General features: G+C 71.5%; 18 protein-coding genes. 8 read left to right on the forward strand and 10 right to left on the reverse strand.

The window, feature by feature from the left end; genetic code table 11:
- The first annotated feature begins 97 nt into the window (after positions 1–97).
- From ACYVGQ_RS00855 to ACYVGQ_RS00880, 6 genes are all read left to right on the forward strand, one after another.
- Positions 98–1,168 (forward strand): alpha/beta hydrolase, encoded by a 1,071-nt coding sequence (locus ACYVGQ_RS00855; protein ID WP_460782592.1) that lies wholly within the window; start codon positions 98–100, stop codon positions 1,166–1,168.
- A 54-nt stretch (positions 1,169–1,222) separates the two neighbouring features.
- Complete coding sequence (kynA, locus tag ACYVGQ_RS00860) at positions 1,223–2,068, forward strand: tryptophan 2,3-dioxygenase (protein ID WP_460782593.1); 846 nt, start codon at positions 1,223–1,225, stop codon at positions 2,066–2,068.
- Positions 2,068–3,132, forward strand: coding sequence for an amidohydrolase family protein (locus ACYVGQ_RS00865; RefSeq protein ID WP_460782594.1), 1,065 nt, complete (start codon positions 2,068–2,070; stop codon positions 3,130–3,132). The genes kynA and ACYVGQ_RS00865 overlap by 1 nt, the downstream gene beginning before the upstream one ends.
- A gap of 1 nt (position 3,133) precedes the next feature.
- Complete coding sequence (locus tag ACYVGQ_RS00870; protein WP_460782595.1) at positions 3,134–4,357, forward strand: kynureninase; 1,224 nt, start codon at positions 3,134–3,136, stop codon at positions 4,355–4,357.
- Positions 4,354–5,202: a PaaX family transcriptional regulator gene (locus ACYVGQ_RS00875; protein ID WP_460782596.1), complete on the forward strand. Its 849-nt coding sequence runs from the start codon at positions 4,354–4,356 to the stop codon at positions 5,200–5,202. The genes ACYVGQ_RS00870 and ACYVGQ_RS00875 overlap by 4 nt, the downstream gene beginning before the upstream one ends.
- A 155-nt stretch (positions 5,203–5,357) precedes the next feature.
- Positions 5,358–5,885: a DEAD/DEAH box helicase family protein gene (locus ACYVGQ_RS00880; protein WP_460782597.1), complete on the forward strand. Its 528-nt coding sequence runs from the start codon at positions 5,358–5,360 to the stop codon at positions 5,883–5,885.
- A 203-nt stretch (positions 5,886–6,088) separates the two neighbouring features.
- Here ACYVGQ_RS00880 and ACYVGQ_RS00885 read toward each other — a convergent pair whose 3' ends face one another.
- The 9 genes from ACYVGQ_RS00885 to ACYVGQ_RS00925 form a co-directional block, all read right to left on the reverse strand.
- On the reverse strand, positions 6,089–6,574 hold the full coding sequence (locus tag ACYVGQ_RS00885; protein ID WP_460782598.1) for an FBP domain-containing protein: 486 nt from the start codon (positions 6,572–6,574) through the stop codon (positions 6,089–6,091).
- A gap of 276 nt (positions 6,575–6,850) precedes the next feature.
- Positions 6,851–7,954 carry a histidinol-phosphate transaminase gene (locus tag ACYVGQ_RS00890; RefSeq protein ID WP_460782599.1) on the reverse strand — a complete coding sequence of 368 codons (1,104 nt, stop codon included), beginning with the start codon at positions 7,952–7,954 and terminating at the stop codon, positions 6,851–6,853.
- Positions 7,951–9,132, reverse strand: coding sequence for a M20 metallopeptidase family protein (locus ACYVGQ_RS00895; protein WP_460782600.1), 1,182 nt, complete (start codon positions 9,130–9,132; stop codon positions 7,951–7,953). The genes ACYVGQ_RS00890 and ACYVGQ_RS00895 overlap by 4 nt, the downstream gene beginning before the upstream one ends.
- On the reverse strand, positions 9,132–9,899 hold the full coding sequence (locus ACYVGQ_RS00900; RefSeq protein ID WP_460782601.1) for an ABC transporter ATP-binding protein: 768 nt from the start codon (positions 9,897–9,899) through the stop codon (positions 9,132–9,134). Before ACYVGQ_RS00900 ends, ACYVGQ_RS00895 begins: the two co-directional genes overlap by 1 nt.
- Positions 9,896–11,662, reverse strand: coding sequence for a dipeptide/oligopeptide/nickel ABC transporter permease/ATP-binding protein (locus tag ACYVGQ_RS00905; protein WP_460782602.1), 1,767 nt, complete (start codon positions 11,660–11,662; stop codon positions 9,896–9,898). The genes ACYVGQ_RS00900 and ACYVGQ_RS00905 overlap by 4 nt, the downstream gene beginning before the upstream one ends.
- 3 nt (positions 11,663–11,665) lie before the next feature.
- A complete protein-coding gene (locus ACYVGQ_RS00910) occupies positions 11,666–12,709 on the reverse strand; it encodes an ABC transporter permease (RefSeq protein WP_460782603.1) in 1,044 nt (347 codons plus the stop codon).
- Position 12,710: 1 nt separating this feature from the next.
- Complete coding sequence (locus tag ACYVGQ_RS00915) at positions 12,711–14,300, reverse strand: ABC transporter substrate-binding protein (protein ID WP_460782604.1); 1,590 nt, start codon at positions 14,298–14,300, stop codon at positions 12,711–12,713.
- Positions 14,301–14,355: 55 nt separating this feature from the next.
- A complete protein-coding gene (locus ACYVGQ_RS00920; protein ID WP_460782605.1) occupies positions 14,356–15,933 on the reverse strand; it encodes a hydantoinase/oxoprolinase N-terminal domain-containing protein in 1,578 nt (525 codons plus the stop codon).
- Positions 15,930–17,030 carry a DUF917 domain-containing protein gene (locus tag ACYVGQ_RS00925; RefSeq protein ID WP_460782606.1) on the reverse strand — a complete coding sequence of 367 codons (1,101 nt, stop codon included), beginning with the start codon at positions 17,028–17,030 and terminating at the stop codon, positions 15,930–15,932. The genes ACYVGQ_RS00920 and ACYVGQ_RS00925 overlap by 4 nt, the downstream gene beginning before the upstream one ends.
- 73 nt (positions 17,031–17,103) lie before the next feature.
- On the opposite strand from ACYVGQ_RS00925, the gene ACYVGQ_RS00930 reads away from it, so the two are divergent.
- Together ACYVGQ_RS00930 and ACYVGQ_RS00935 are read left to right on the forward strand one after the other, a co-directional pair.
- Positions 17,104–18,600: a PucR family transcriptional regulator gene (locus ACYVGQ_RS00930; RefSeq protein ID WP_460782608.1), complete on the forward strand. Its 1,497-nt coding sequence runs from the start codon at positions 17,104–17,106 to the stop codon at positions 18,598–18,600.
- Positions 18,601–19,024: 424 nt separating this feature from the next.
- Positions 19,025–20,152, forward strand: a complete 1,128-nt coding sequence (locus tag ACYVGQ_RS00935) for a CaiB/BaiF CoA transferase family protein (RefSeq protein ID WP_460782609.1) — start codon at positions 19,025–19,027, stop codon at positions 20,150–20,152.
- Positions 20,153–20,407: 255 nt separating this feature from the next.
- On the opposite strand, the gene ACYVGQ_RS00940 is transcribed toward ACYVGQ_RS00935, so the two are convergent.
- Positions 20,408–20,707 (reverse strand): GIY-YIG nuclease family protein, encoded by a 300-nt coding sequence (locus tag ACYVGQ_RS00940; protein ID WP_460782610.1) that lies wholly within the window; start codon positions 20,705–20,707, stop codon positions 20,408–20,410.
- Positions 20,708–20,754 lie beyond the last annotated feature (47 nt).

Genomic DNA, 20,754 nt, shown 5'->3' on the forward strand with positions numbered 1-20,754 from the left:
GAGGCTCTTCCTGACGGAGGCGCCTCCGCCGCTTCTGTTCCCTCGCCTCTCGCCCATCGACCGCGCTCCTGCCACACTGAACTCCAAGGAGGGCTCGATGACCACGCTTGTGCACGAGGAGGGGTCCGGCAGGTCGGAGAAGGGCGCCCCGACGCGCCCCGGACGCGGATGGCGGAGAATGCGGATCGCCGCCACGATCGTCGTCGCGGCGCTCCTCATCGTGGCGATCGTCGGATCGATCACGCCGTGGCCGTCGGCGATGGTGATCCGCGCCGTGTTCACGCGGGGCGGAGAAGCCACCGCCGTGGAGATGGCCGCGCACGTGCCGGACACCGAGCTCACCGAGGTCCTCGACGTCCCCTACGGGGATGACGGCGCGGACACGACCATGGACGTGTTCACCCCGGCATCCGCCGAGGGCCCCCTTCCGACGGTCGTGTGGATCCACGGCGGCGCCTGGATCTCCGGCTCCAAGGAGGACGTCGACCCCTATCTGCGCATCCTCTCCGCCGAGGGATACACCGCCATCGCCGTGAACTACACGCTCGGCCCGGAGGGGTACTACCCGAAGGCCGTGCACCAGCTCAACGAGGCTCTCGCCTACATCGATGGGCACGCCCAGGAGCTGAACGTGGACGCATCCCGGATCGTCCTGGCCGGGGACTCCGCCGGCGGCCAGCTGGCCAGTCAGCTCGCCGCCATCACGACGAGTCCCGACTACGCGGAGATCATGTCCGTGACTCCGGCGCTCCAGCCGGATCAGCTGGTCGCGACCGTGCTGAACTGCGGCGTCTACGACCTGTCCGCGCTGGCCGCGCTCGACGGCGTCGTCGGCTGGGGCTTCAAGTCGGCGCTGTGGGCGTACTCGGGCACGAAGACCTGGGCGGAGGGCTCATCGGGGGCGACGATGTCGACGATCGACTGGGTCACGGGAGACTTCCCGCCGACCTACATCTCCGGCGGCAACGACGACGGGCTCACCTGGCTGCAGTCCATCCCGCTGGCGCAGCGGCTCGAGGCGCTCGGCGTGGAGATCACCACCCAGTTCTGGCCGGCCGACCATGAGCCGGCCCTGCCCCATGAATACCAGTTCCACCTCGACCTGCCCGATGCGCGGACCGCGTTGCAGGCGACGATCGACTTCCTGGACGCGCACACGAGGCCCTGACGAGATATGTCATTATTGTGACGCCCGTCACATTCATGACATACTCGGTGCATCATGAGCACCGACAACGAACGCGCGCTCGAAGAGGGCATCGTCACCGACCTGCGCGACCGGATGACCTACGGCTCCTACCTCGGCCTCGACCAGCTGCTCGCGGCCCAGCATCCCGTCAGCGACCACCACGACGAGATGCTGTTCATCATCCAGCACCAGACGACCGAGCTGTGGCTGAAGCTCCTGCGGCACGAGCTCGCCAGCGCCCGCGACCTGCTCGCCAGCGACGACCTGCGCGAGGCGTTGAAGCGGATCGCGCGCATCAAGCGCATCCAGGACGTCATGACGCAGCAGTGGTCGGTGCTGGCCACGCTCACCCCCACCGAGTACGCGCAGTTCCGCGGCTCGCTCGGCAATTCCTCCGGCTTCCAGTCCGTGCAGTACCGGGCGGTCGAGTTCGCGCTGGGCAACAAGAACGAGCGGATGCTGCAGGTCTTCCGCGACCACCCGGAGAACCTGACGCTCCTCACGGCCGAACTCGAGCGTCCGACGCTGTATGACGAGTTCCTCCGGCTCGCCGCACGACGCGGGCTCCCGATCCCGTCCGCGATCCTCGACCGGGACGTCCGCGAGCCGTACCGCCCGCACCCCGAGCTCGTGCCGGCGATCCGTGCGATATACGAGGACCCGCAGACCCACTGGGACCTCTACGAGGCCTGCGAGGATCTCGTCGACCTCGAGGACAACTTCCAGTTCTGGCGCTTCCGGCACCTCAAGACCGTCACGCGCACGATCGGGATGAAGACCGGCACCGGCGGCTCGACCGGCGCCGCGTTCCTGCAGCGCGCCCTCGAGCTCACCTTCTTCCCGGAGCTGTACACCGTCCGGACCGAGATCGGGAACTGATGCGAGCCGTCGTGGCGTGCCTGGAGGAGAAGGGACGTGTCTGGCGCGACGAGGTGGTCGCCGTCCACGGCGGTACGACGCGCGTGCTCGGCGAGACTCCGACTCCCGCCCTCCCCCGGCTCGCCGGCGTCGTGACCGGCGCGTTCACGGACGCGCACGTGCACCTGCAGCTCGTGGATCCGCTGCTCCTCGCGGACTCCGTCCTGGGGACCGTCATCGATCTCGGCGGGGACCCGGCGGCGCTCGGCCCGGGCCCGGCGGCGCTGAGCGCCGTGTCGAACTCCGGCATTTCCGGCTCGACATCCGCCCCGGACCCCGAGATCGGCGTCTTCCGCACGGAACTGCAGGAGTTGCGCACACGTCATCGCGTCGCCGTCCGGTTCGCCGGCGCATTCCTGACCCCGCCGGGCGGCTATCCCTCCGACCGCGCCTGGGCGCCGGTCGGCTCGGTGCGCGAGATCGTCGATGCGGATGCCGCCGCCTCGGCGGTCGCCGAGATGAAGCGCGCCGGAGCCGATGTCGTCAAGGTCGCGAGCAACAGCTCGGCGGGCCCGGTGTTCTCGGATGAGCTGTTCTCCGAGATCGTCCGGATCGCGGCGTCCCACGGCCTGCCGGTCATCGCACACGCGGAAGGCGCAGGCGAGGCCGTGCGCGCGGTGCGGCTGGGTGCGCGCCTGCTCGCCCATGCGCCGTTCAGCGAGCGCCTGACGGAGGAGGAGCTGGACGGCATGCGCGAAGACGTCACGTGGATCTCGACCCTCGCCATCCATGACGGGCCGGAGCACGAGACCGCCCTCGACAACGTCCGCCGCTTCCATGCGCGAGGCGGGAACGTCCTGTACGGCACGGACATGGGCAACGGCGACACCCCGGTCGGCCTCTCCGCCCGGGAGGTCACGGCGCTACGGGAGGCCGGGATCGACGGCGCCGATCTGCTGCGCGCACTGGCTCCCTCCGACCCACGGCTGCCCGGCTCCCGGCTGCTCTTCCACCCCGGCGCCACTCCGGAGACCGCGGACCCGCTCCTCGCCCGCCCGCTCATCCTCGCCGACCTGGAGACCTGACGTGCCCGATCTTCTCACCGCCGCCCGCGCCCTCGACGCCGCCGACCCGCTCGCGCGCTTCACCGCGGAGTTCGCCGATGCTCCCGGCGTCACCGCGTACCTCGACGGCAACTCCCTCGGCAGACCGCTGAACGAACTCCCCGACCGGCTGACGCGCTTCGTGCGGGAGGACTGGGGGACCCGTCTGATCCGCTCCTGGGACGAGCAGTGGATGGATCTGCCGACGTCGCTCGGCGACCGCATCGGCGCCCTGTGCCTCGGCGCATCCATCGGTCAGACCGTCGTCGCCGACTCCACCACCGTGCTGCTGTACAAGCTCATGCGCGCTGCCGTCGCCGCGCGTCCAGCGCGGACCGAGATCGTCATCGAGGAGGGCAACTTCCCCACGGATCGCTTCGTCGCCGAGGGAGTGGCGGCAGAACGCGGGCTGACCCTGCGATGGATCGCGACCGACCCCGTGCTCGGCGTGCGTCCGGACGAGGTCGCGGACGCCGTCTCGGACCGCACCGCGCTCGTCGTCCTCAGCCACGTCGACTACCGCTCCGGCGCCCTCGCCGACATGGCGGGCATCACCCGGATCGTCCACGACGCCGGCGCTCTCATGCTCTGGGACCTCTGCCACTCCGCAGGCGTCGTCCCGATGCAGCTGGACGCCTGGGGCGTCGACCTCGCCGTCGGCTGCACGTACAAGTACCTGAACGGCGGGCCGGGCTCCCCGGCCTTCGCCTATGTCCGCTCCGGCATCCAGGGGGAGCTGCGTCAGCCGATCCAGGGCTGGATGGGCGCGGCGGACGTCTTCGCCATGGCATCCGGGTACACCCCGGACGCCGGCATCCGGCAGTTCATCAGCGGGACTCCTCCGGTGCTCGGGATGCTGGCGATGCAGGGGATGCTCGATCTCATCGAGCAGGCCTCGATCGAGGCGGTGCGGGCGAAGTCGCAGGCGCTGACCGACCTCGCGGTCGAGGCCTTCGACGCGGAGCTCGCCCCGCTCGGCGCCCGGCTGCTCAGCCCGCGGGACGCTGCAGCCCGCGGCGGCCACGTCACGATCGGTCACCCGGAGGCGCGGCGCGCGACCGAGGCGCTGTGGGCGGACGGGGTGATCCCGGACTTCCGGTTCCCCGACGGCATCCGCCTCGGCCTCTCGCCGCTGAGCACCTCGTTCGAGGAGACCGTGCGAGGGATCGTCGCCGTGCGCGACGCCCTGGAAGCTCCCGCACGGTGAGCGACTCCTCCCGCACGGTGAGCGAGCACAGCGAGCCGGAACGCGCGGAGAACGCCGTGCTCGACGACATCGACGCGCGCCCGGGGAGCACCGCGTCGCTGCTGCGCACGTTCATCGGGCTGTACCTGCGTCGCCTCGGCGGCTGGATCTCCACCGCGGACCTGGTCCGGCTCGCCGGCGACCTCGGCATCCCCGCCGCCGGAGCGCGCACGGCCATCACGCGGCTGAAGCAGCGCGGGCTGCTCGTCCCCGAGCGGTCGGAGACCGCCGGCTATCGACTGAATCCCTCTGCGGTGCGGATGCTGGAGCGCGGCGACCGCCGCATCTTCGACGTGCGGCTGATGCGGCCGGAGGATCGCTGGTGCCTGGTGTCCTACTCGATCCCCGAGTCGCGCCGGGAGATGCGTCATCAGCTCCGGCGACGCCTGCAGTGGATCGGCGCCGGGGCCGTCGCCCCGTCGCTGTGGATCCTGCCCGGTCATCTGCAGCCGGAGGCGGAGGAGATCCTCGGCGAGCTCGGGATGCGCGATGCGGCGGTGCTGTTCCGCACGGATGCGCCGCAGACGCCCGGCCGGCTGGCCGACGCGGTGCCGCGATGGTGGGACCTGACCGCGCTGCGCGAAGAGCACGAGGCGTTCCAGCGGACGATCGTGCGGCTGGGCGACGCGCCGTTCCCCGCGTACGTGCGCCTCGTCGACGCCTGGCGGGTGCTCCCCTACGTGGATCCAGGGCTGCCCGCGGAGCTGCTGCCCGCCGACTGGCCCGGCGAGCGCAGCTTCGCCGCCTTCGCGGAGCGCTCGGCCGCCCTCGCGGATGCCGCGTGGGAGCACGTCCGCAGGGGCTGAGCGCTCTCGAACGTGCGGCGTCTATCCGCACACTCCGCGTCTCAGAATCTGCGGCTCCGGCCGGAGAAGAGCGACAGGATCTGTGACACGGATGCGGCGGCCGGAACCGGAACCGGAGGATCTGCGACCCGGACGCCTGGCGATAGAGTCCGGTCATGCGCATCGCGATCTCCGGCACCCACGGCACCGGCAAGTCGACGCTGATCGCCGCGTTCGCGGCCCGGCATCCGGGATTCGAAGTGCTCGGCGATCCCCACGAACTCGCCGGCGGGGACTCGGGCGTCGACTCCTTCCTCGAGCAGTTCCGCATCTCCGCGCGCCGGCTGCAGCGGCTCCCGTCCGGCCGGGATGCCGTGCTCGAGCGCTGCCCGCTCGACTTCCTCGCCTACCTCGAGGCGTGGGAGGCGCTCGGCCGCCCCGGCGGCGCGGCGGACGCGCTCCCCGACCTGGTCGAGGAGGCGTCCGCCGCGATGGAGTCGGTGGATCTGCTCGTCCTGCTGCCGCTGACAGCGGCCGACGGCATCCATCTCCCCGCCGAGGAGGACCTCGATCTGCGCGAGGAGATGGACGCCGCGCTGCTGGCGCTCTGCGACGACCCCGATCTCGTGCCGGACACCGTCCGCACCGTCGAGATCTCCGGGTCCCCCGCCCGCCGGCTGGCGCTCCTGGAAGCCTCGATCTGACCGTTCCGGCCCCGCGTCCAGATCGCAGGATCTGCTGCTCTCCTCGCGGGATGACGACAGGATCTGCGACCTGGACACAACCACCGCACCCGGAACGACAGAATCTGCGACCTGAATGGGGCGGGGCCGGTCGGCAGGCAGGGGGATCGGCCCCCGCAGGGGACCGGCCACCCGCAGGGGACCGGCCCACCGGCAGGGACCGCTCAGCCGGCGACCTCCCGGAGGAAGGCCGTGACGTGCTCCTGGAGGCGGAGGATGCGCAGCTCGCGCGCCGTCTCCCTGTCGTAGCCCTCATAGGCCAGCGGCGGGAGCATCCGGACGGTGCGCGAGCAGCCGAACTCCGCGCACATCAGCGTGCCGATCGTGTCGCCGTTGCGACCGGCCGCTCCGGCGCGGCGCGCGGCGTAGAACTGGACGTCGTTGCGGAGCGTGACGTCCTCGCACCAGGAGCACTGCGCACGGGTGCGCACCCGCTGCTCTGCACGTTGCAGCAGCACGCCGACGGGCGCATCGTCGACCCACGCCACGACGTAGGCGCGACGGGGGAGCTTCGGATCCGCCCACCCGAGGTAGTCGATCCGGTCGAAGTCGATCTCGGCGAAGCCGGGCGGCAGCGAGAGGGTGGCGGTCTCCTTGCGGGAGGCGTTGATGAGGGAGGCGCGGATGGCGCGCTCGTCGAGGGGACGCATGGGAAGAGCTGCTTTCGAGAGGCCCGCCGATCGGCGGGCGGAGGAAGGGTTTCCGGGCAGGCATCCGAGCGGATGCCGGGTACGACGCTGCTCCGGAGACGGGTTCCGCCTCCGGCCGGGTCTCAGCCTCTGCCGCCGGCGCTCGACGCGCCTGCGGCTCCCTTCCGCGCCCCGAGGGCGCTCTTCACGTGAAGCACCCGGCGAGTCTACCTCTTCGGAGCGTCGCCGACGCCGCCGCCGTCACCGCTCCCGGGTCCGCGATCGCGCAGCCTCCGCTCAGCGCCGCCGCGCGCTCGCGCCAGGCGCGATGAGCGACTCCGCGACGCGCGCCACCCGCGCGATCGCCTCCTCCTCGCCGACCGTGATCCGCACCCCGTCGGCCCCGAAGGCCTTGACCACGAGTCCCGCCGCTGCGAAGGCCTGCGCGGCGGCGGCCGTCCCCGCCCCTGTCGGCAGCCAGACGAAGTTGCCCTGGGCCGCCGGGACACGCCATCCGCTCGCCCGCAGCGCCTCGACGAGCCGGTCGCGTCTCTCCGCGATCACGGCGACCCGCTCCCGCAGCGCGGGCTCCGCGTCGAGGCTCGCGAGGGCCGCTTCTTCTCCCTGGGCGGTCACGGACAGCGGGATGCCGGCGATGCGCGCCGCCTCCAGCACGGCGGGATGCCCGACGGCGTAGCCCACGCGGAGTCCGGCGAGCCCGTACGCCTTGGAGAACGTCCGCAGCACCACGACGTTCTCGTGCCCGTCGGCGACCACGGTGCGACCGTCGACGGCATCCGGATCGGTGACGAACTCGGCGTAGGCCTCGTCCAGCAGCACCAGCACGCCGGCCGGGATGCGCGCGAGGAACCCGTCGAAGGCGGTCTGAGCGACGATCGTCCCCGAAGGATTGTTGGGGCTGCACACCACGACGACCCTGGTGCGCTCCGTGACGGCTCCGGCCAGCGCCTCGAGGTCCTGGCGCTCCTGGCCATCCAGGGGAACGGTCACCGCCGTCGCGGCGGTCACGGCGGCCATCCAGGGATAGCCGTCGAAGGAGCGCCACGAGTACAGCAGCTCGTCGCCGGGACGCAGCAGGGCGAGCGCCAGCTGCTGCAGGAGCGATGTCGTGCCCGCCGTGATGTGCACGGCATCCGTTCCGACGCCGAAGCGCTCGGCGATCCGCGCACGCAGGCGCGGCGCAGAGGCGTCCGGATAGCGGTTCACCGCGACCGCCGTGCGCATCGCCTCGATGACGCCCGGCAGCGGATCGAAGGGGTTCTCGTTGCTGGACAGCTTGAAGGCGTCCGGTCCCGCCTGCGCGCCCTGCCGGTACGCGGAGATGCCGGCGATCTCCGGGCGGACGGAGACCGGCGCCTCGGCCGACCACGACGCCGTCACCGGCGCTCCAGACGACGCCAGGCGAGCTCCGCGAGCACCTCGGCCTGCAGCGCCAGGACGCCGTCGTCGAACGCCGCTCGCTCGGAATGGAGCGGATTCGGCCCGCTGTCCGGTGCGGCGCCGACGAAGACGAGGGTGCCGGGCACCTCTTCGAGCACGTAGGCGAAGTCCTCGGAGGCCATCGACGGCGCCTCCAGCCGCGTCACGCGCTCGGCGCCGACCAGCTCATCGAGGATCTCCAGCACACGGTGGGTCTCGTCCGGGTCGTTGCGAGTTACGGGATACGACTCGATGAACTCCGCGTCCAGCACGCAGCCGTGGGCCGCGGCGATCGCTTCGAGCAGAGCAGGCAGCTCGCCCTTCACGGTCTGCAGCGTCTGCTTCGACAGCGTGCGGATGTTCGCCTCCATGCGCACCTCCGCCGCCAGGACGTTGCCCGCGGCCGAGTCGCTGGACAGCCTCGTGATCGACACGACGGCCTGATCGGTGGCCGGCAGGCGCCGGGCCACGAAGGACTGCACCGCGAGGATCAGGTGAGCGGCCACCGGCACCGGATCCGTGCCGAGCTGCGGGAAGGCGGCGTGCCCTCCCGTGCCGCGCAGCGTCAGCCGCAGCGCGTTCGCGCTCGCCATCATGGCGCCCTCGCGCGTGACGAGCATCCCGCGCGGCGTCGCGCTGTCGACGTGGATCGCGTAGGCGGCCACCGGGCGCTCGCCCGCGGCATCCAGCACGCCCTCGTCGATCATGGCGCGCCCGCCCGCGTGCCCCTCCTCGCCCGGCTGGAACATGAACACGACGACGCCGGCGAGCTCGTCGCGGCGTGCAGCGAGCAGCCAGACCGCGCCGAGGAGCCCCGCCATGTGCAGATCATGCCCGCAGGCGTGCATCGCCCCGTTGGTCGCGGCGAAGGCGAGCCCCGTCGCCTCGGCGATCGGAAGGCCGTCCATGTCGGCACGCAGCAGCACCACCGGTCCGGGGCGCGCCCCGCGGAGCACGGCGGTGACGGAGGTGAGGGCCGCGCCGACCGAGACCTCGAGCCCGAGGCCCTCCAGCTCGCGCAGCAGGATCCGCTGCGTCTGCGGAAGGTCAAGGCCGACCTCGACGGCGGCGTGCAGCTCCCGGCGCACGCGCACGAGATCGTCCTGGATCGCTCGGGCGGCCTCGTCGAAGCCCGCCATCAGAACAGCATCCTCTCGCCGAGCACGGGGACCGCGTCGAGGAGGTCCTGGGTGTACGGGTCGCTGGGGTTCGCGAGCAGCGCCTCGGTCGGGCCTGCCTCGACGATGCTCCCGTGCCTCATGACGCACACCTCGTCGCTGATGTACCGCACGACCGCGAGGTTGTGGGAGATGAACAGCATCGAGAGCCCGAGCCGTTCCTGGAGCTCGCGCAGGAGGTTCAGGATCGCCCCCTGCACGGAGACGTCCAGCGCACTGGTCACCTCGTCGGCGATGAGGACCGACGGCTCCCCCGCGAGCGCCCGCGCGATCGTGATGCGCTGCCGCTGACCGCCCGAGAACGCCGCGGGGCGGTCTCCGGCGCGATCGGGGTCGAGGTGCACCTGTTCGAGCAGCTCCCGCACCCTGGCCGTGCGCTCGGCCCTCGTCCAGCGCCGGCCGGTCGCGCGCAGCGCCTCGGCGATCGAGTCCCCCACCGGCATGAGCGGATCGAGTGCCGAGAACGGGTCCTGGAACACGAGCTGCATGCGCCGTCTGGTGCGCCGCGCCGCGGAACCGGGACCTACGGCGTCCGCGCCGTCGACCCTGATCGCCCCGGACTCCGGTCGCACCAGGCCGACGGCGGCCGCCGCGATGGTGCTCTTGCCCGAACCGGACTCGCCGACGAGGCCGACCGTGCGCCCCTTCGGCACGGTGAGGCTCACGCCGTTCACGACCCTCGTGCGGCCGTAGCGGACGCTGAGGTCCGCGATCTCCAGCGCGTTCATGCCGGCACCTCCTCGGCGATCGCCTCGGGCGCGAGCTCTGCGGGGATGACGGGGAGCGGCATGGTCCGGTCGCTCGTCATGTCCGGCAGGCACGCGATCAGGGCCTTCGAATACGGATGCTGCGCATCCTCGCGGATCCGCGTCGCATCCAGCGTCTCGACGACCCGGCCGTCCTTCATCACGATCACCCGGTCGCAGAACGCGCTCACGAGCGCGATGTCGTGCGAGATGAACACGATCGCGGCGCCGGTCTCCTGCTGCGCCCTGTGCAGCACGCCCATCACCTGCCGCTGCACGGTGACGTCCAAGGCCGTGGTCGGCTCGTCCGCGATGATGAGCTTCGGACGACCCGTCATCGCCATCGCGATCATCGCGCGCTGCCGCATGCCGCCGGAGAACTCGTGCGGATACTGCTTCAGCCGCTGACGCGCATCGGCGATGCCCACGGCGTCCAGGGCCTCGGCCGCCCGCTCCCTCGCCGGGGCGGGACGCATCCCCATGTGCACCTCCGGCACCTCGGTGAGCTGCCGTCCGATCGTCAGCGCGGGGTTGAGCGAGGTCAGCGGATCCTGGAAGATCATGCCGAGCTCGACGCCGAGCCGCGCGCGGTCGGCGGTCGTGAGGGTGCCGGTCAGATCCAGTCCGTCGAAGACGTGTCCCGTCGTCGTGACGGCCGCATCCTCGCCGAGGAGACCGGCGAGGGCCATCGCGGTGAGCGACTTGCCCGAACCGGACTCTCCGACGATCCCGACGACCTCGCCGCGGCCCACGCGCAGGTCGACGCCGTGGACGCGCTCGACCGTGCCGCCGTCGGCGGTCGGGAACGCGATGCGGAGATCCGTGATCTCGGCGACCGCGTCCCCGGCGCCCGTGACGGCCGGCGCTCCGGTGGCGGACGCCCGCCGTCGCGGGACGAGCGTCATCCCGCCGGCCGCCCGGGAGACGACCGCGCGCAGCCCGGCGCCCCGGGTCCCGGCCACGGCCTCGCTCACGAGCGTGAACACGAGACCGGCGAGCACGACGGCGATCCCCGGGCCGATCGCCGCCATCGGGTTGACGTAGATCCGGAGGATCCCCTCCTGCAGGAGACGCCCCCAGTCGTAGTCCGGCGCCTGGACGCCGAGCCCGAGGAACGAGAGGCCGGCGAAGGAGAGCAGGGTGACGCTGGCGGTCGCGGCCGCATTGACGAAGAAGGGATTGGCGATGTTCGGCAGCACGTGCCTCAGCAGCACGCCGACGGGTCCGACGCCGACGACACGGGCCGCCCGCACGTAGTCCCGGCCGGACACCGAGGCCGCGAGGTTGTAGACGAGGCGCGCGAAGGAGGGGATGCCGGCGAAGCCGATCGCCAGCATCGCTCCCGTGGCCGTCGCGCCCCAGATGACCGTGAAGAACAGCACCATCAGCAGCCAGGGGAAGGCGAGCAGGATGTCCAGCAGTCCGGTGAACCACCGACGGGGGTAGGTCGGCAGGATGCTGGCGAAGAGCCCGAAGACGATACCGCCGACGAGCGAGATCACGGTCGAGCCGAGCGTGAGCAGCAGTGTGAGCCGGGTGGCGGAGAACACCCTCGCGAGGATGTCGCGCCCGAGCTCGTCGGTGCCGAAGAGATGCTCGCCGCTCGGGGGGAGAAGGCGATCAGGCACCGAGGTGGCGCCGGCGGCCGCACCCCAGATCGCGGGGCCGGCGACGGCGAGGAAGACGAGCAGCGCGGCCCCGATCACCGCGGCGATCGTGGTCGGGTTCAGCAGGCGGGTGCGCACGGGTCAGCCCTCCGTGATCGAGGATCGGGGATCGATGGTGGCGAGGATCACATCGACGACGAGGTTCACGCCGAGCACGATGAGGGCGAACACGATGACGACGCCCTGCACCATCGGATAGTCCTTGGCGCCGACCGAGGACACCATGATCGTGCCGAGGCCGGGGATGGCGAAGATCGTCTCGACGAGGACGGTCGCCGCCGTGAGACCGGCCAGGACCAGACCTCCCACGGTCAGCGATGCGGTGACGATGTTCGGCAGGGCGTGCCGCAGGTGGATCAGGTGACGCGGCAGCCGCTTGCTGCGCGCTGTCGTCATGTACGTGGTGTCCAGGACCGCGAGCATCTCCACCTGCACGATGCGCACGAAGTACGCCATCGGGCCGATCGCGAGGGCGATCACCGGCAGCACGGCATCCTCCGCGTCGCCCCAGCCCGCCGCGGGGAGCCAGCCGAGCTGCACAGCGAACAGGGAGATGAGGCCGACGGCGAGCAGGAAGCTCGGCACGGCGATGAGGATGCCGAGGACGGCGGAGATGCCGATGCTCAGGCCGCGCAGGCGCCCGGAGCGCGCGACGACGGCCGCGCCGATGCCGGCGGGGAGCGCGCCGACGACGGCGATGACGAAGGCGAGGACCGCGAGCAGCAGCGTCGTCGGGAAGCGCTGAGCGAGCACCTCGGTGACCGGCCGCTGGAGCCGGATGGACGTGCCCATGTCGCCGGTGAGCAGTCCGCCGATGTAGTGCCCGAACTGCTCGAGCATCGGGCGGTCGAGGCCGAGCTGCACCCTGGTCGCCTCGACGAGCTCCGGACTCGCGCTCTGGCCGAGGGCCGCCCTGACCGGATCGCCGGGGACGAGGTACATGAGCAGGAAGGAGGCCACGACCACCACGGAGAGCGAGATCACCAGGCGGCCGAGCCGGCGGAGGAGGAACGCGGACCGCGGGGAGAGCCCCTGGCGGCGCCGACGCTCCTCCGCCCGCGCCGCCAGGGCGGCCGTCGGAGTTCCTGCGACCTCTGGGGTCGCGAGCGGAGGAGTCGTCGTCATGTCAGGGCAGCATCCGGATCGTGGTGGGCTGGATGTAGTTCGGCTGGTCGAACACCGCACCGGACTGGTAGGTGGGCAGGATGTTGTCCGCCACGGGGAAGACGTCGAAGCGGTTCAGCAGCTCCGCCTCGGCATCCTGCCAGATGTCGCAGGTCTCCTCGGGAGTGGCCTGGGACGCCTCCTCGACCAGCGCCTTGTACTCGGGGTTGTCGACGAACATGAAGTTCAGTCCGCCGTCGGCGGCGGTCGCACCGGCGAAGAAGGTGGACAGCACGAGAGGTCCGCCCGGCGCCACCTGGATCCAGCCGGTGTCCCAGTCGAAGGTCGACCAGAGCTGCTCCGACCACGCGGCCGCGTCGTTGCCGAGCAGCTCCGTCGTGACGCCCAGCTGATCCCACGTCTCCTTGACCAGCTCCGCCGCGGGGGCGTGCGTCGAGGTGGGCGCGTTGTAGATGAAGGTGATGGTCAGCGGCTCGCCGTCCTTGGAGCGCAGGCCGTCCGATCCCAGAGTCCAGCCCGCTTCGTCGAGCAGCTCGCCCGCACGATCGAGGTCGGTGTCCGGCAGCGTCCACTTCGGTCCGTCCGCGACGCACAGCAGCGGGGTCTTGGTGATGAGCGAGACCGCGTCGATCGGCTCGCCGTCGGCGATGACCGTGCCGACCTCGTCCCGATCGATCGCGATGGAGAGCGCCTCGCGGACGAGCGGGTCGGAGAACGGGCGGTCCTCCTTCTCGTTGAAGAGCATCATGCCCACCGGATTGCGCACGCCCGTGTAGGTGAGGCCTGCGCCGTCGAGGCGCGAGCGGTCGGCGCCGGAGATCGTCGCGGCGTTGACCTCGCCCGACACGAGCAGGTTCGCCGCCGTGCTCTCGTCCGTGACGACGCGCGCCTCGATCGCGTCCGGGAGCCCCGTGGTGTCGCTCGTGACGCCGTCCGGTCCCCAGGTGTAGTCGTCGCGCTTGGTGAACGTGTACGTGTCGCCGGGGGCGACATCGGTGAGATCGAACAGGCCCGTGCCGTTGGTCGCGTCGGACATGATCGTCGGATCGGCGAGGCCCGCATCGCAGACCATCATGATCGTGCCGACGTTGACCGCGAGGAACGGCGAGTTCGTGGCGCTCGTCACGGTCACGGTGCTCCCGTCCGCGACGGCGGACACGTTCTCGTCGATGACCGAGCCGTAGGAGAACGTCGCGTTGGCGGGGTCGGCGTTGTAGTTCAGGTTGTCCGCGACGGTCTGCGCGGTGAACTCGGTGCCGTCCGTGCAGGTCAGCCCGTCCTTGATCGTGAAGACGACCTCGGTCCCGCTCTCCTCCCAGCTCTCCGCCAGCCACGGCTCGAACTCGCCGTCCGGGGTCACGTAGATGAGCGACTCGTAGGCGAGGGAGATCACACCCCAGGTGTCGAGCGAGATCGCCTTCAGCGGGTTGAGGTCGCCAGGATCGTCGTTGATCGCGGTGACGAAGGTCCCGCCGGAGACGTAGTCCCCCTCGGACGGGGTGTCCGGGTCGGCGGATCCCGAGCATGATGCCAGAGCCATCGTGAGGACGGCGAGACCGGCGAGCGCCGGAACTGCGGTACTGCGTTTCATTGCAATCTCCTCTTTCGGGTGCGGTGATGCGTTGCGGGTACTGCTGCGGCGCCGGTCAGCCCGCGGGCGCGTCGGCGGTGAGGCGCGCGAGCGGACCAGCGGCCTTGACGGTGACGTTGAGCGTGGGCTGCGCGGTGTACGGGACGTGCGTCTCGAGGACCTCGACGACCGACACCTGCAGCGGGTCGGCGCCGGCCTGGATCGCCTTGGCGATCGCGGCCTCGGAGGCCTGGGCGATGGCGTCCTCGCGCTCCCCCATCGGCGCCATCTGATCGGCGCGCCCTCCGGCGAGGGAGATCGCCGCGCCGACCGCGTTCGCGACGCCGCTGTGATCGGGCCGGAGGATCCTTCCCGCGCTGGGCAGCCCGTCCGGGACGAGGAATCCGCCGCCGCCGACGACCACGAGCGGGATGTCCTGCCGGCCGAGCGACAGGCGCTCGACGGCCTCGTCGAGGCGCTCGGCGACGACGGCGAGCGCTGCTTCCAGCGCGCCTCTGGTCGCTATGTCCAGCCCGGGCAGGCAGCGACCGGCGACCGGCGAGCCCGCCAGGGCGGCCGCGTCCGTCAGCGTCGGCGTGGCGCCGCCGAACAGCAGCCCCTCCGGGTCGATCCGGTAGCCGACCGAGCCGGGACCGACCCGTCCGGAGGCGACGTCGACGATCGTGCCGCCGCCGATCCCCAGCGAGAGGATGTCCGGCATCCGGAAGTTGGTGCGGACCCCGCCGATCTCGCGCGGGAGCGTGGACTCGCGGGGGAACCCGCCGACGACGACGCCGAGGTCGCTCGTGGTGCCGCCGACGTCGATGACGATCGCGTCGTCATGGCCGGAGAGATAGGCGGCCCCGCGGATCGAGTTCGCCGGCCCGGAGCCGATCGTCAGCACCGGGTACTGCGCGGCGTAGTCCAGCGACATCAGCGTGCCGTCGTTCTGCGCGAAGAAGGTCTGCGCGTCCAGCCCCTCCTCCGCCACGACCGTGACGAGCGCCTCCGTGACCGAGCGGGCCACGCTGTACAGGGCCGCGTTCAGCAGGGTGGCGTTCTCCCGCTCCAGGAGCCCGGTGGGACCGATGTCCTGGCTGAGGAAGACGCGCGTGTCCGGCCCGAGATGCCCGCGCAGCAGTTCGGCGACCTCGAGCTCCTGCTCGGGCGAGGAGGGGCTGAAGATCCCGGCGACGGCGATCGCGTCGAAGGCGTCCAGTCCGTCGACGAAACGAAGGATGCCGTCACGGTCCAGCGGGGTGATGGGCGTCCCGTCGACCATATGCCCCCCGCCGAGCATCGCGGAGCCCGCGAGCACCATGTCCACGAGATCCTCGGGCCAGCCGGTCAGCGGCGGGTACTCCGTCGCCGCGGGAGCCCCGAGGCGGATCATCGCCACCTTGTCGAGGCTGCGGCGCTGCACGATCGCGTTCGTGGCGTGCGTCGTGCCGAGCATGACGCGGGAGACCCGCGAGCGGTCGTCCCCGATCGCGGCGAGGACGTCGGAGATGCCCGCGCGGATGCCGCCGGTGATGTCGTCGGTCGTGGCGCGCTTGGTGAAGGCGAGGACCGCGCCGGCGCCGTCCAGGACCACGGCATCCGTGTTCGTGCCTCCGACGTCGACGCCGATCGAGAGGTCGCGGGCGGTGCTCATCGGGCTGCTCCTTCGAAGGGCGTGTAGGGGAGGTCGTAGCCGAAGGCCGCCGGGCCCGCGAGCTCGAGGCCGCGGGGTGTGCGCCAGATCGGGTCGCACGCCCAGGCGAGCACGGACACGCGCTGCCCGAAGCGCAGCATCTCCGTGGTGATCGCGTGACCGGTCTCCGCGTCGATGATCGTGATGAGATCGGGGACGCTGACGAGCACCTCGCCGTCCTCCAGGACCATGAGGTTCTCGTTCTGGAGCTCGAGGCGCTGCAGCCGGCCGCGGTCGGCGCCGGTTCCCGTGATGGTCACGGATCCGCGGACGAAGCCGCCGACGGTGCGGCGATCGAGATCGGTGATCTTGCCGGTGAGGAGGATGCGCGCGTCGAGCTCCGCGGCGACGGCGGCGACGGGGTCGGATGCCTCCGTGAGGGCGTGCCCGACGCGGATGGAGGCGCTGACGGTGCCCTCGATCACGGCGCCCTTGGCCATGTCCGCGGTCATCGGGTAGTGGGCTCCGATGCAGATCGAGCCGCTGGCGACGGTGAGCGCACGGGCGTGGCGCTCCAGCCAGTGCAGATCGATGGTCTTCATCACGGAGATGTTGCCGACCACGTCGCTCTGCACGGCCCAGTCGCACGGGATGCCCGCGACGTTCATCGCGACCATGGCGGCGTCGGGGAACGCCCTGCCCATGCCGTCGGCGTCGAGCACCTGGAGCCCGAGCCTGGCGGCCCAGCCGATCGGCTGCACCCCGTTGCTGCCGCCGATCTCCGCGGCCATGAGGGTCGTCACCGGACGCCCGAGGAGCCGCTCGGCCTCGGCGAGCAGAGCGTGGATCTGGCCTGTCGCCGACAGCATCTCGATCCCGACCGTCGGCGCGCCGATCCCCGACATCAGGATCACGACGTCCTCGGGACCGAGCTCGTCCACCGTGACGAGGCGGACGGGTCCGTGCTCACGGAGCGCGTTCTCGACCATGACCTGGGCGGTGTAGACGGCGCCGCCGCCTCCGGTGCCGAAGATCGCCGTGCCGACGCCGAGGGCGGCGATGTCACTCGCCGTGACCTCGGTGATGCGCTCCGCTGTGCGCGGGGATGTCTGTGCCATGTGACCACGCTACGAAGGCGTTCATCCCCCGGCAATGTCGGGAGCGTCCAGTGTTTCCTGCCAAACTGTGCTTGTGGCACAGTACACGATCCGCGATCTGGCGTCTGCTGCCGAGCGGCTGGGGCTCCGGCAGCTCGCCGGTCCCGTCGACGACCGGTCGGTCGAACGCGTCGACCTCGTCGCCCTCGACCGATTGGGCGCCGTGCCCGCCGGCACGCTCGTGATCGTCCCGGACGAGGATCAGCCGGCGCCCTACCGGATCGACGTCGCGCTCAGGCAGGCGAGCGCTCGGCAGCTGGCCGGGCTCGTCTTCGCCGCCGATCTGATGCTCGCGGAGACCGCGAGCGTGCTCGCCGCCCGCGGTGCGGTGCCCGTCTTCGGCGCGCCGGGAGCGCAGCCGGCCGATCTCGCCAAGTCCATCGACAGGGTGATCGCCGGCGGGGCGTCCGAGGCGATGATGCGCGGGGCCTTCGCCATCGAGCAGGCGACGGCGGCCTCTTCCGGCGAGGACGCCGAGGACATCCTCGCAGCGGCCGGGAAGGCGCTCGGCACGACGTTGAGCATCCGCGAGGATCCGGCGACGACGTGGTCGGATCCGGACGCGGTCTGCATCGGCGAGGTCCCCATCGGTCGCCTGGTGGCCGCGGCGCCGGACGCCGCCACCGCCGTCGCCGTCCCCGTGATCGCCGCCCTCCTCTCCCGTGCCGCGCAGCGGCGCAGCAGCGACCGCTACGCCCCGACGCAGTCGCGCGCCGACCTGCTGGTGGAGCTCGTGCTCACCGAGTCGTCCCGGGTCGAGGGATTCGTCGGACGCGCGGCGCACCTCGGACTGCCCCTGCAGCTCTCCCACGTCGCGGCCTGGCTGGCGCCGACGCACCTCGCCGCTCCGGAGTCGCGGGCCCCGCGCAGCGTGCAGCCGGCGCTCGAGCTGTTCGCGCTGCAGCTCGTCGAGGAGCGCGAGGAGATGTGGCACGTGGCGTTCCTGCAGGACGACATGATGCTCGTCTGCACGGAGGAGCACGGTGCAGGCGACCATCAGCGCCGGGTGCGCGAGGTCGCCTCCCGCGTGCAGGAGCAGGCACGGACGCTCGCGGGCGAGGGGTGGGCGTACACGCTCGGTCTCGGTACGCCGCAGCTGGGCGCACTCGGGCTGCGGCAGTCGGCAGCCGAGGCCAGGATCGCCGCCGAGTCGGCCATCGCCGCCGGACGGCTCGGCGGCGTCGAGCTGACCGATGTGACGGGGCTGCGCCGCGTGCTGCTCGACCTGTACGCTTCGCCCATCAGCCGGGGACTGCTGCACGACATCCTCCGTCCGCTGGACGCGCTCGGCGCCGAGCGCGCCACCACCTCGGTGCGGACGCTGCTGTCGTACCTCAGCCATGAGGGATCCCTCGTCCACACCGGGCGGGAGCTGATGCTCCATCCGAACGGGGTCGGCTACCGGATGCGCCGCATCCGCGAACTGCTCGACATCGACCTGGACGATCCGGACGTGCGCTTCGCGGTCGAGCTCGCCTGCCGCGTGCGGCTGCTCGGCACCGCCCCCGCGTCTCCCGCCGCCGCCCGTTGAGCGGGGACGGCGCAGCCGACCGCCCCGATCCGTTCGTTGAGCGAGGCCGGCGCAGCCGCCCGAGTCGAAACGCACCTGCCGCAAGACCCGTTTCGACTCGCCTCCGGCTCGCTCAACGAACGGTAGAAAAACGCCATCCTTCTTCCCCGCTCGTTGAGCGAGGACGGCACAGCCGCCCGAGTCGAAACGGAGCCCGCCACAAGACCCGTTTCGACTCGCCTCCGGCTCGCTCAACGAACGATAGGACGCTCCCCCGCCTGGCGGACGCGAACGGTGCCCTTCTTCCCCCGCTCGTCGAGCGAGGACGGCGCAGCCGCCCGAGTCGAAACGCCGTTCCCGCACTGTGCGTCCCACCCATCCGATCCCCCGCATGCCGTGCGAACTCTCCATCTCGCGCGTGACGCCCGCTCAGTAGCGTGAGGCTGTGACGGATGACGGCTTCGTTCCCCTCAGCGGCATCCGCGTCGTCGATTTCACGCGACTGCTCGCCGGCCCCTACGCGACGATGACCCTCGCCGAGCTCGGCGCCGACGTGATCAAGGTCGAGCAGCCGGGCACGGGCGACGAGACGCGCACCTGGGGGCCGCCTTTCGCCGCCGACGGCTCGAGCGCCTACTTCCACGCCATCAACCGCGGCAAGCGCAGCGTCGTGATCGACCTCGGCACGGATGCCGGACGCGAACGCGCCCTCGCACTGATCGCCGATGCTGATGTGGTCGTCGAGAGCTTCCGCCCCGGGGTCGCGGAACGACTCGGCATCGGCCCCGACGCCGTCCGGGCGCTCTTCCCCGGCATCGTCTACGCCTCGATCAACGGCTTCTCCTCGGAAGGTCCGATGTCGGCGGAGCCGGGCACGGCTGTCACCGTCGAGGCCGAGTCCGGGCTCATGCACGTCACGGGTCACCCCGGAGGGGAACCGGTGCGCTCCGGCGTGGCCATGGTCGACATCGCCACCGGCATGTCGATGATCAACGGCGTGCTCGCGGCGTTGCTGGAGCGGACCCGCACCGGACGGGGCCGCCGGATCGAGGTCTCCCTGTTCGCCACGGCGTTGAGCTCGCTCGGCACGGTCATCGCGAGCGCATCCGCGGGAGGACCGGAGCCGCGCCCCTGGGGAAGCTCGCACCCCTCGATCGTGCCGTATCGCGCATTCACCGCCGCGGACGGAGACGTCGTGCTGGGTGCGACGAACGACCCGATGTTCGTCCGCCTCGGTGCGGCGCTCGGTATGCCAGCGGAGCTGAGGCGCGAGCGGTGGCGAAGCAACGCCGGCCGGGTCGAGGATCGCGATGCGCTGGAGGCCGTGATGGGTGCGCGCATCGCCGAGCTCACCGTCGAGGAGGTCGTCGGTCGCCTGCGCGAGCACCGCGTGCTCGTGGCGCGCGTCCGGCGGCCCGTTGAGGCGGCGCACGGCGAGCAGGCCGCCGCACTCGGCATGGTCGCCTATGACGACGGCATCCTCATCGCGCGCTCCGCGCTCAGTCCCAACGGCACCCGGATGCTGCGACGTGCCCCGCTGCTCGGCGAGCACGACGCCGACCTCCTCCGCTGAGCGAGGGCGGCGCAGCCGACCGCCCGCCCCGCCCGTTGAGCGAGGACGGCCCAGCCGACCTCCGGCCCCGCCCGTTGAGCGAGGACGGCGCAGCCCGTCTGCCCGCACCGTTCGTTGAGCGAGGACGGCGCAGCCGACCGAGTCGAAACGCAGTCCGCCGCAAGACCCGTTTCGACTCGCCTCCGGCTCGCTCAACGAACGGGAGGGGGTGCGGCTCGCAGCCGACCGAGTCGAAACGGAGTTCCCCGAACACGGTCACTCCGAGCGGCGCTCCTCACGCCGCCGCCGGCTGCTCCAGCCGACGACGGCGTCGATCCCGCCGTCGATGAACGCGAGCCGCTTCGCGTGGCTCCAACCCTGCAGACGCTTCTCCAGATCGTAGGCGTCCGCGATCCGTTCGTACTCGGCGCTCCAGACGAGCTTCACGGGCAGGCGACGGCGCGTGTAAGCAGCGCCTTTTCCGGTCTCGTGCTCCCAGAGCCGCTGATCGATGTTCCGGGTGCTGCCGACGTACAGGGTGCCGTCGGAGCACTCGAGGATGTAGGTGTGCGCCATGCCGGCACGATACGAGAGGGGTCCGACGTCGCCTGCATCGGACTCCG

It is taken from the genome of Microbacterium tumbae, assembly GCF_054780175.1.

What these genes read in the sequence shown, in the direction of transcription:
- ACYVGQ_RS00855 (WP_460782592.1), top strand. Translation starts at nt 98, where the DNA reads ATGACCACGCTTGTGCACGAGGAGGGGTCCGGCAGGTCGGAGAAGGGC.
- kynA (WP_460782593.1), top strand. Translation starts at nt 1,223, where the DNA reads ATGAGCACCGACAACGAACGCGCGCTCGAAGAGGGCATCGTCACCGAC.
- ACYVGQ_RS00865 (WP_460782594.1), top strand. Translation starts at nt 2,068, where the DNA reads ATGCGAGCCGTCGTGGCGTGCCTGGAGGAGAAGGGACGTGTCTGGCGC.
- ACYVGQ_RS00880 (WP_460782597.1), top strand. Translation starts at nt 5,358, where the DNA reads ATGCGCATCGCGATCTCCGGCACCCACGGCACCGGCAAGTCGACGCTG.
- ACYVGQ_RS00885 (WP_460782598.1), bottom strand. Translation starts at nt 6,574, where the DNA reads ATGCGTCCCCTCGACGAGCGCGCCATCCGCGCCTCCCTCATCAACGCC.
- ACYVGQ_RS00895 (WP_460782600.1), bottom strand. Translation starts at nt 9,132, where the DNA reads ATGGCGGGCTTCGACGAGGCCGCCCGAGCGATCCAGGACGATCTCGTG.
- ACYVGQ_RS00900 (WP_460782601.1), bottom strand. Translation starts at nt 9,899, where the DNA reads ATGAACGCGCTGGAGATCGCGGACCTCAGCGTCCGCTACGGCCGCACG.
- ACYVGQ_RS00910 (WP_460782603.1), bottom strand. Translation starts at nt 12,709, where the DNA reads ATGACGACGACTCCTCCGCTCGCGACCCCAGAGGTCGCAGGAACTCCG.
- ACYVGQ_RS00915 (WP_460782604.1), bottom strand. Translation starts at nt 14,300, where the DNA reads ATGAAACGCAGTACCGCAGTTCCGGCGCTCGCCGGTCTCGCCGTCCTC.
- ACYVGQ_RS00920 (WP_460782605.1), bottom strand. Translation starts at nt 15,933, where the DNA reads ATGAGCACCGCCCGCGACCTCTCGATCGGCGTCGACGTCGGAGGCACG.
- ACYVGQ_RS00925 (WP_460782606.1), bottom strand. Translation starts at nt 17,030, where the DNA reads ATGGCACAGACATCCCCGCGCACAGCGGAGCGCATCACCGAGGTCACG.
- ACYVGQ_RS00940 (WP_460782610.1), bottom strand. Translation starts at nt 20,707, where the DNA reads ATGGCGCACACCTACATCCTCGAGTGCTCCGACGGCACCCTGTACGTC.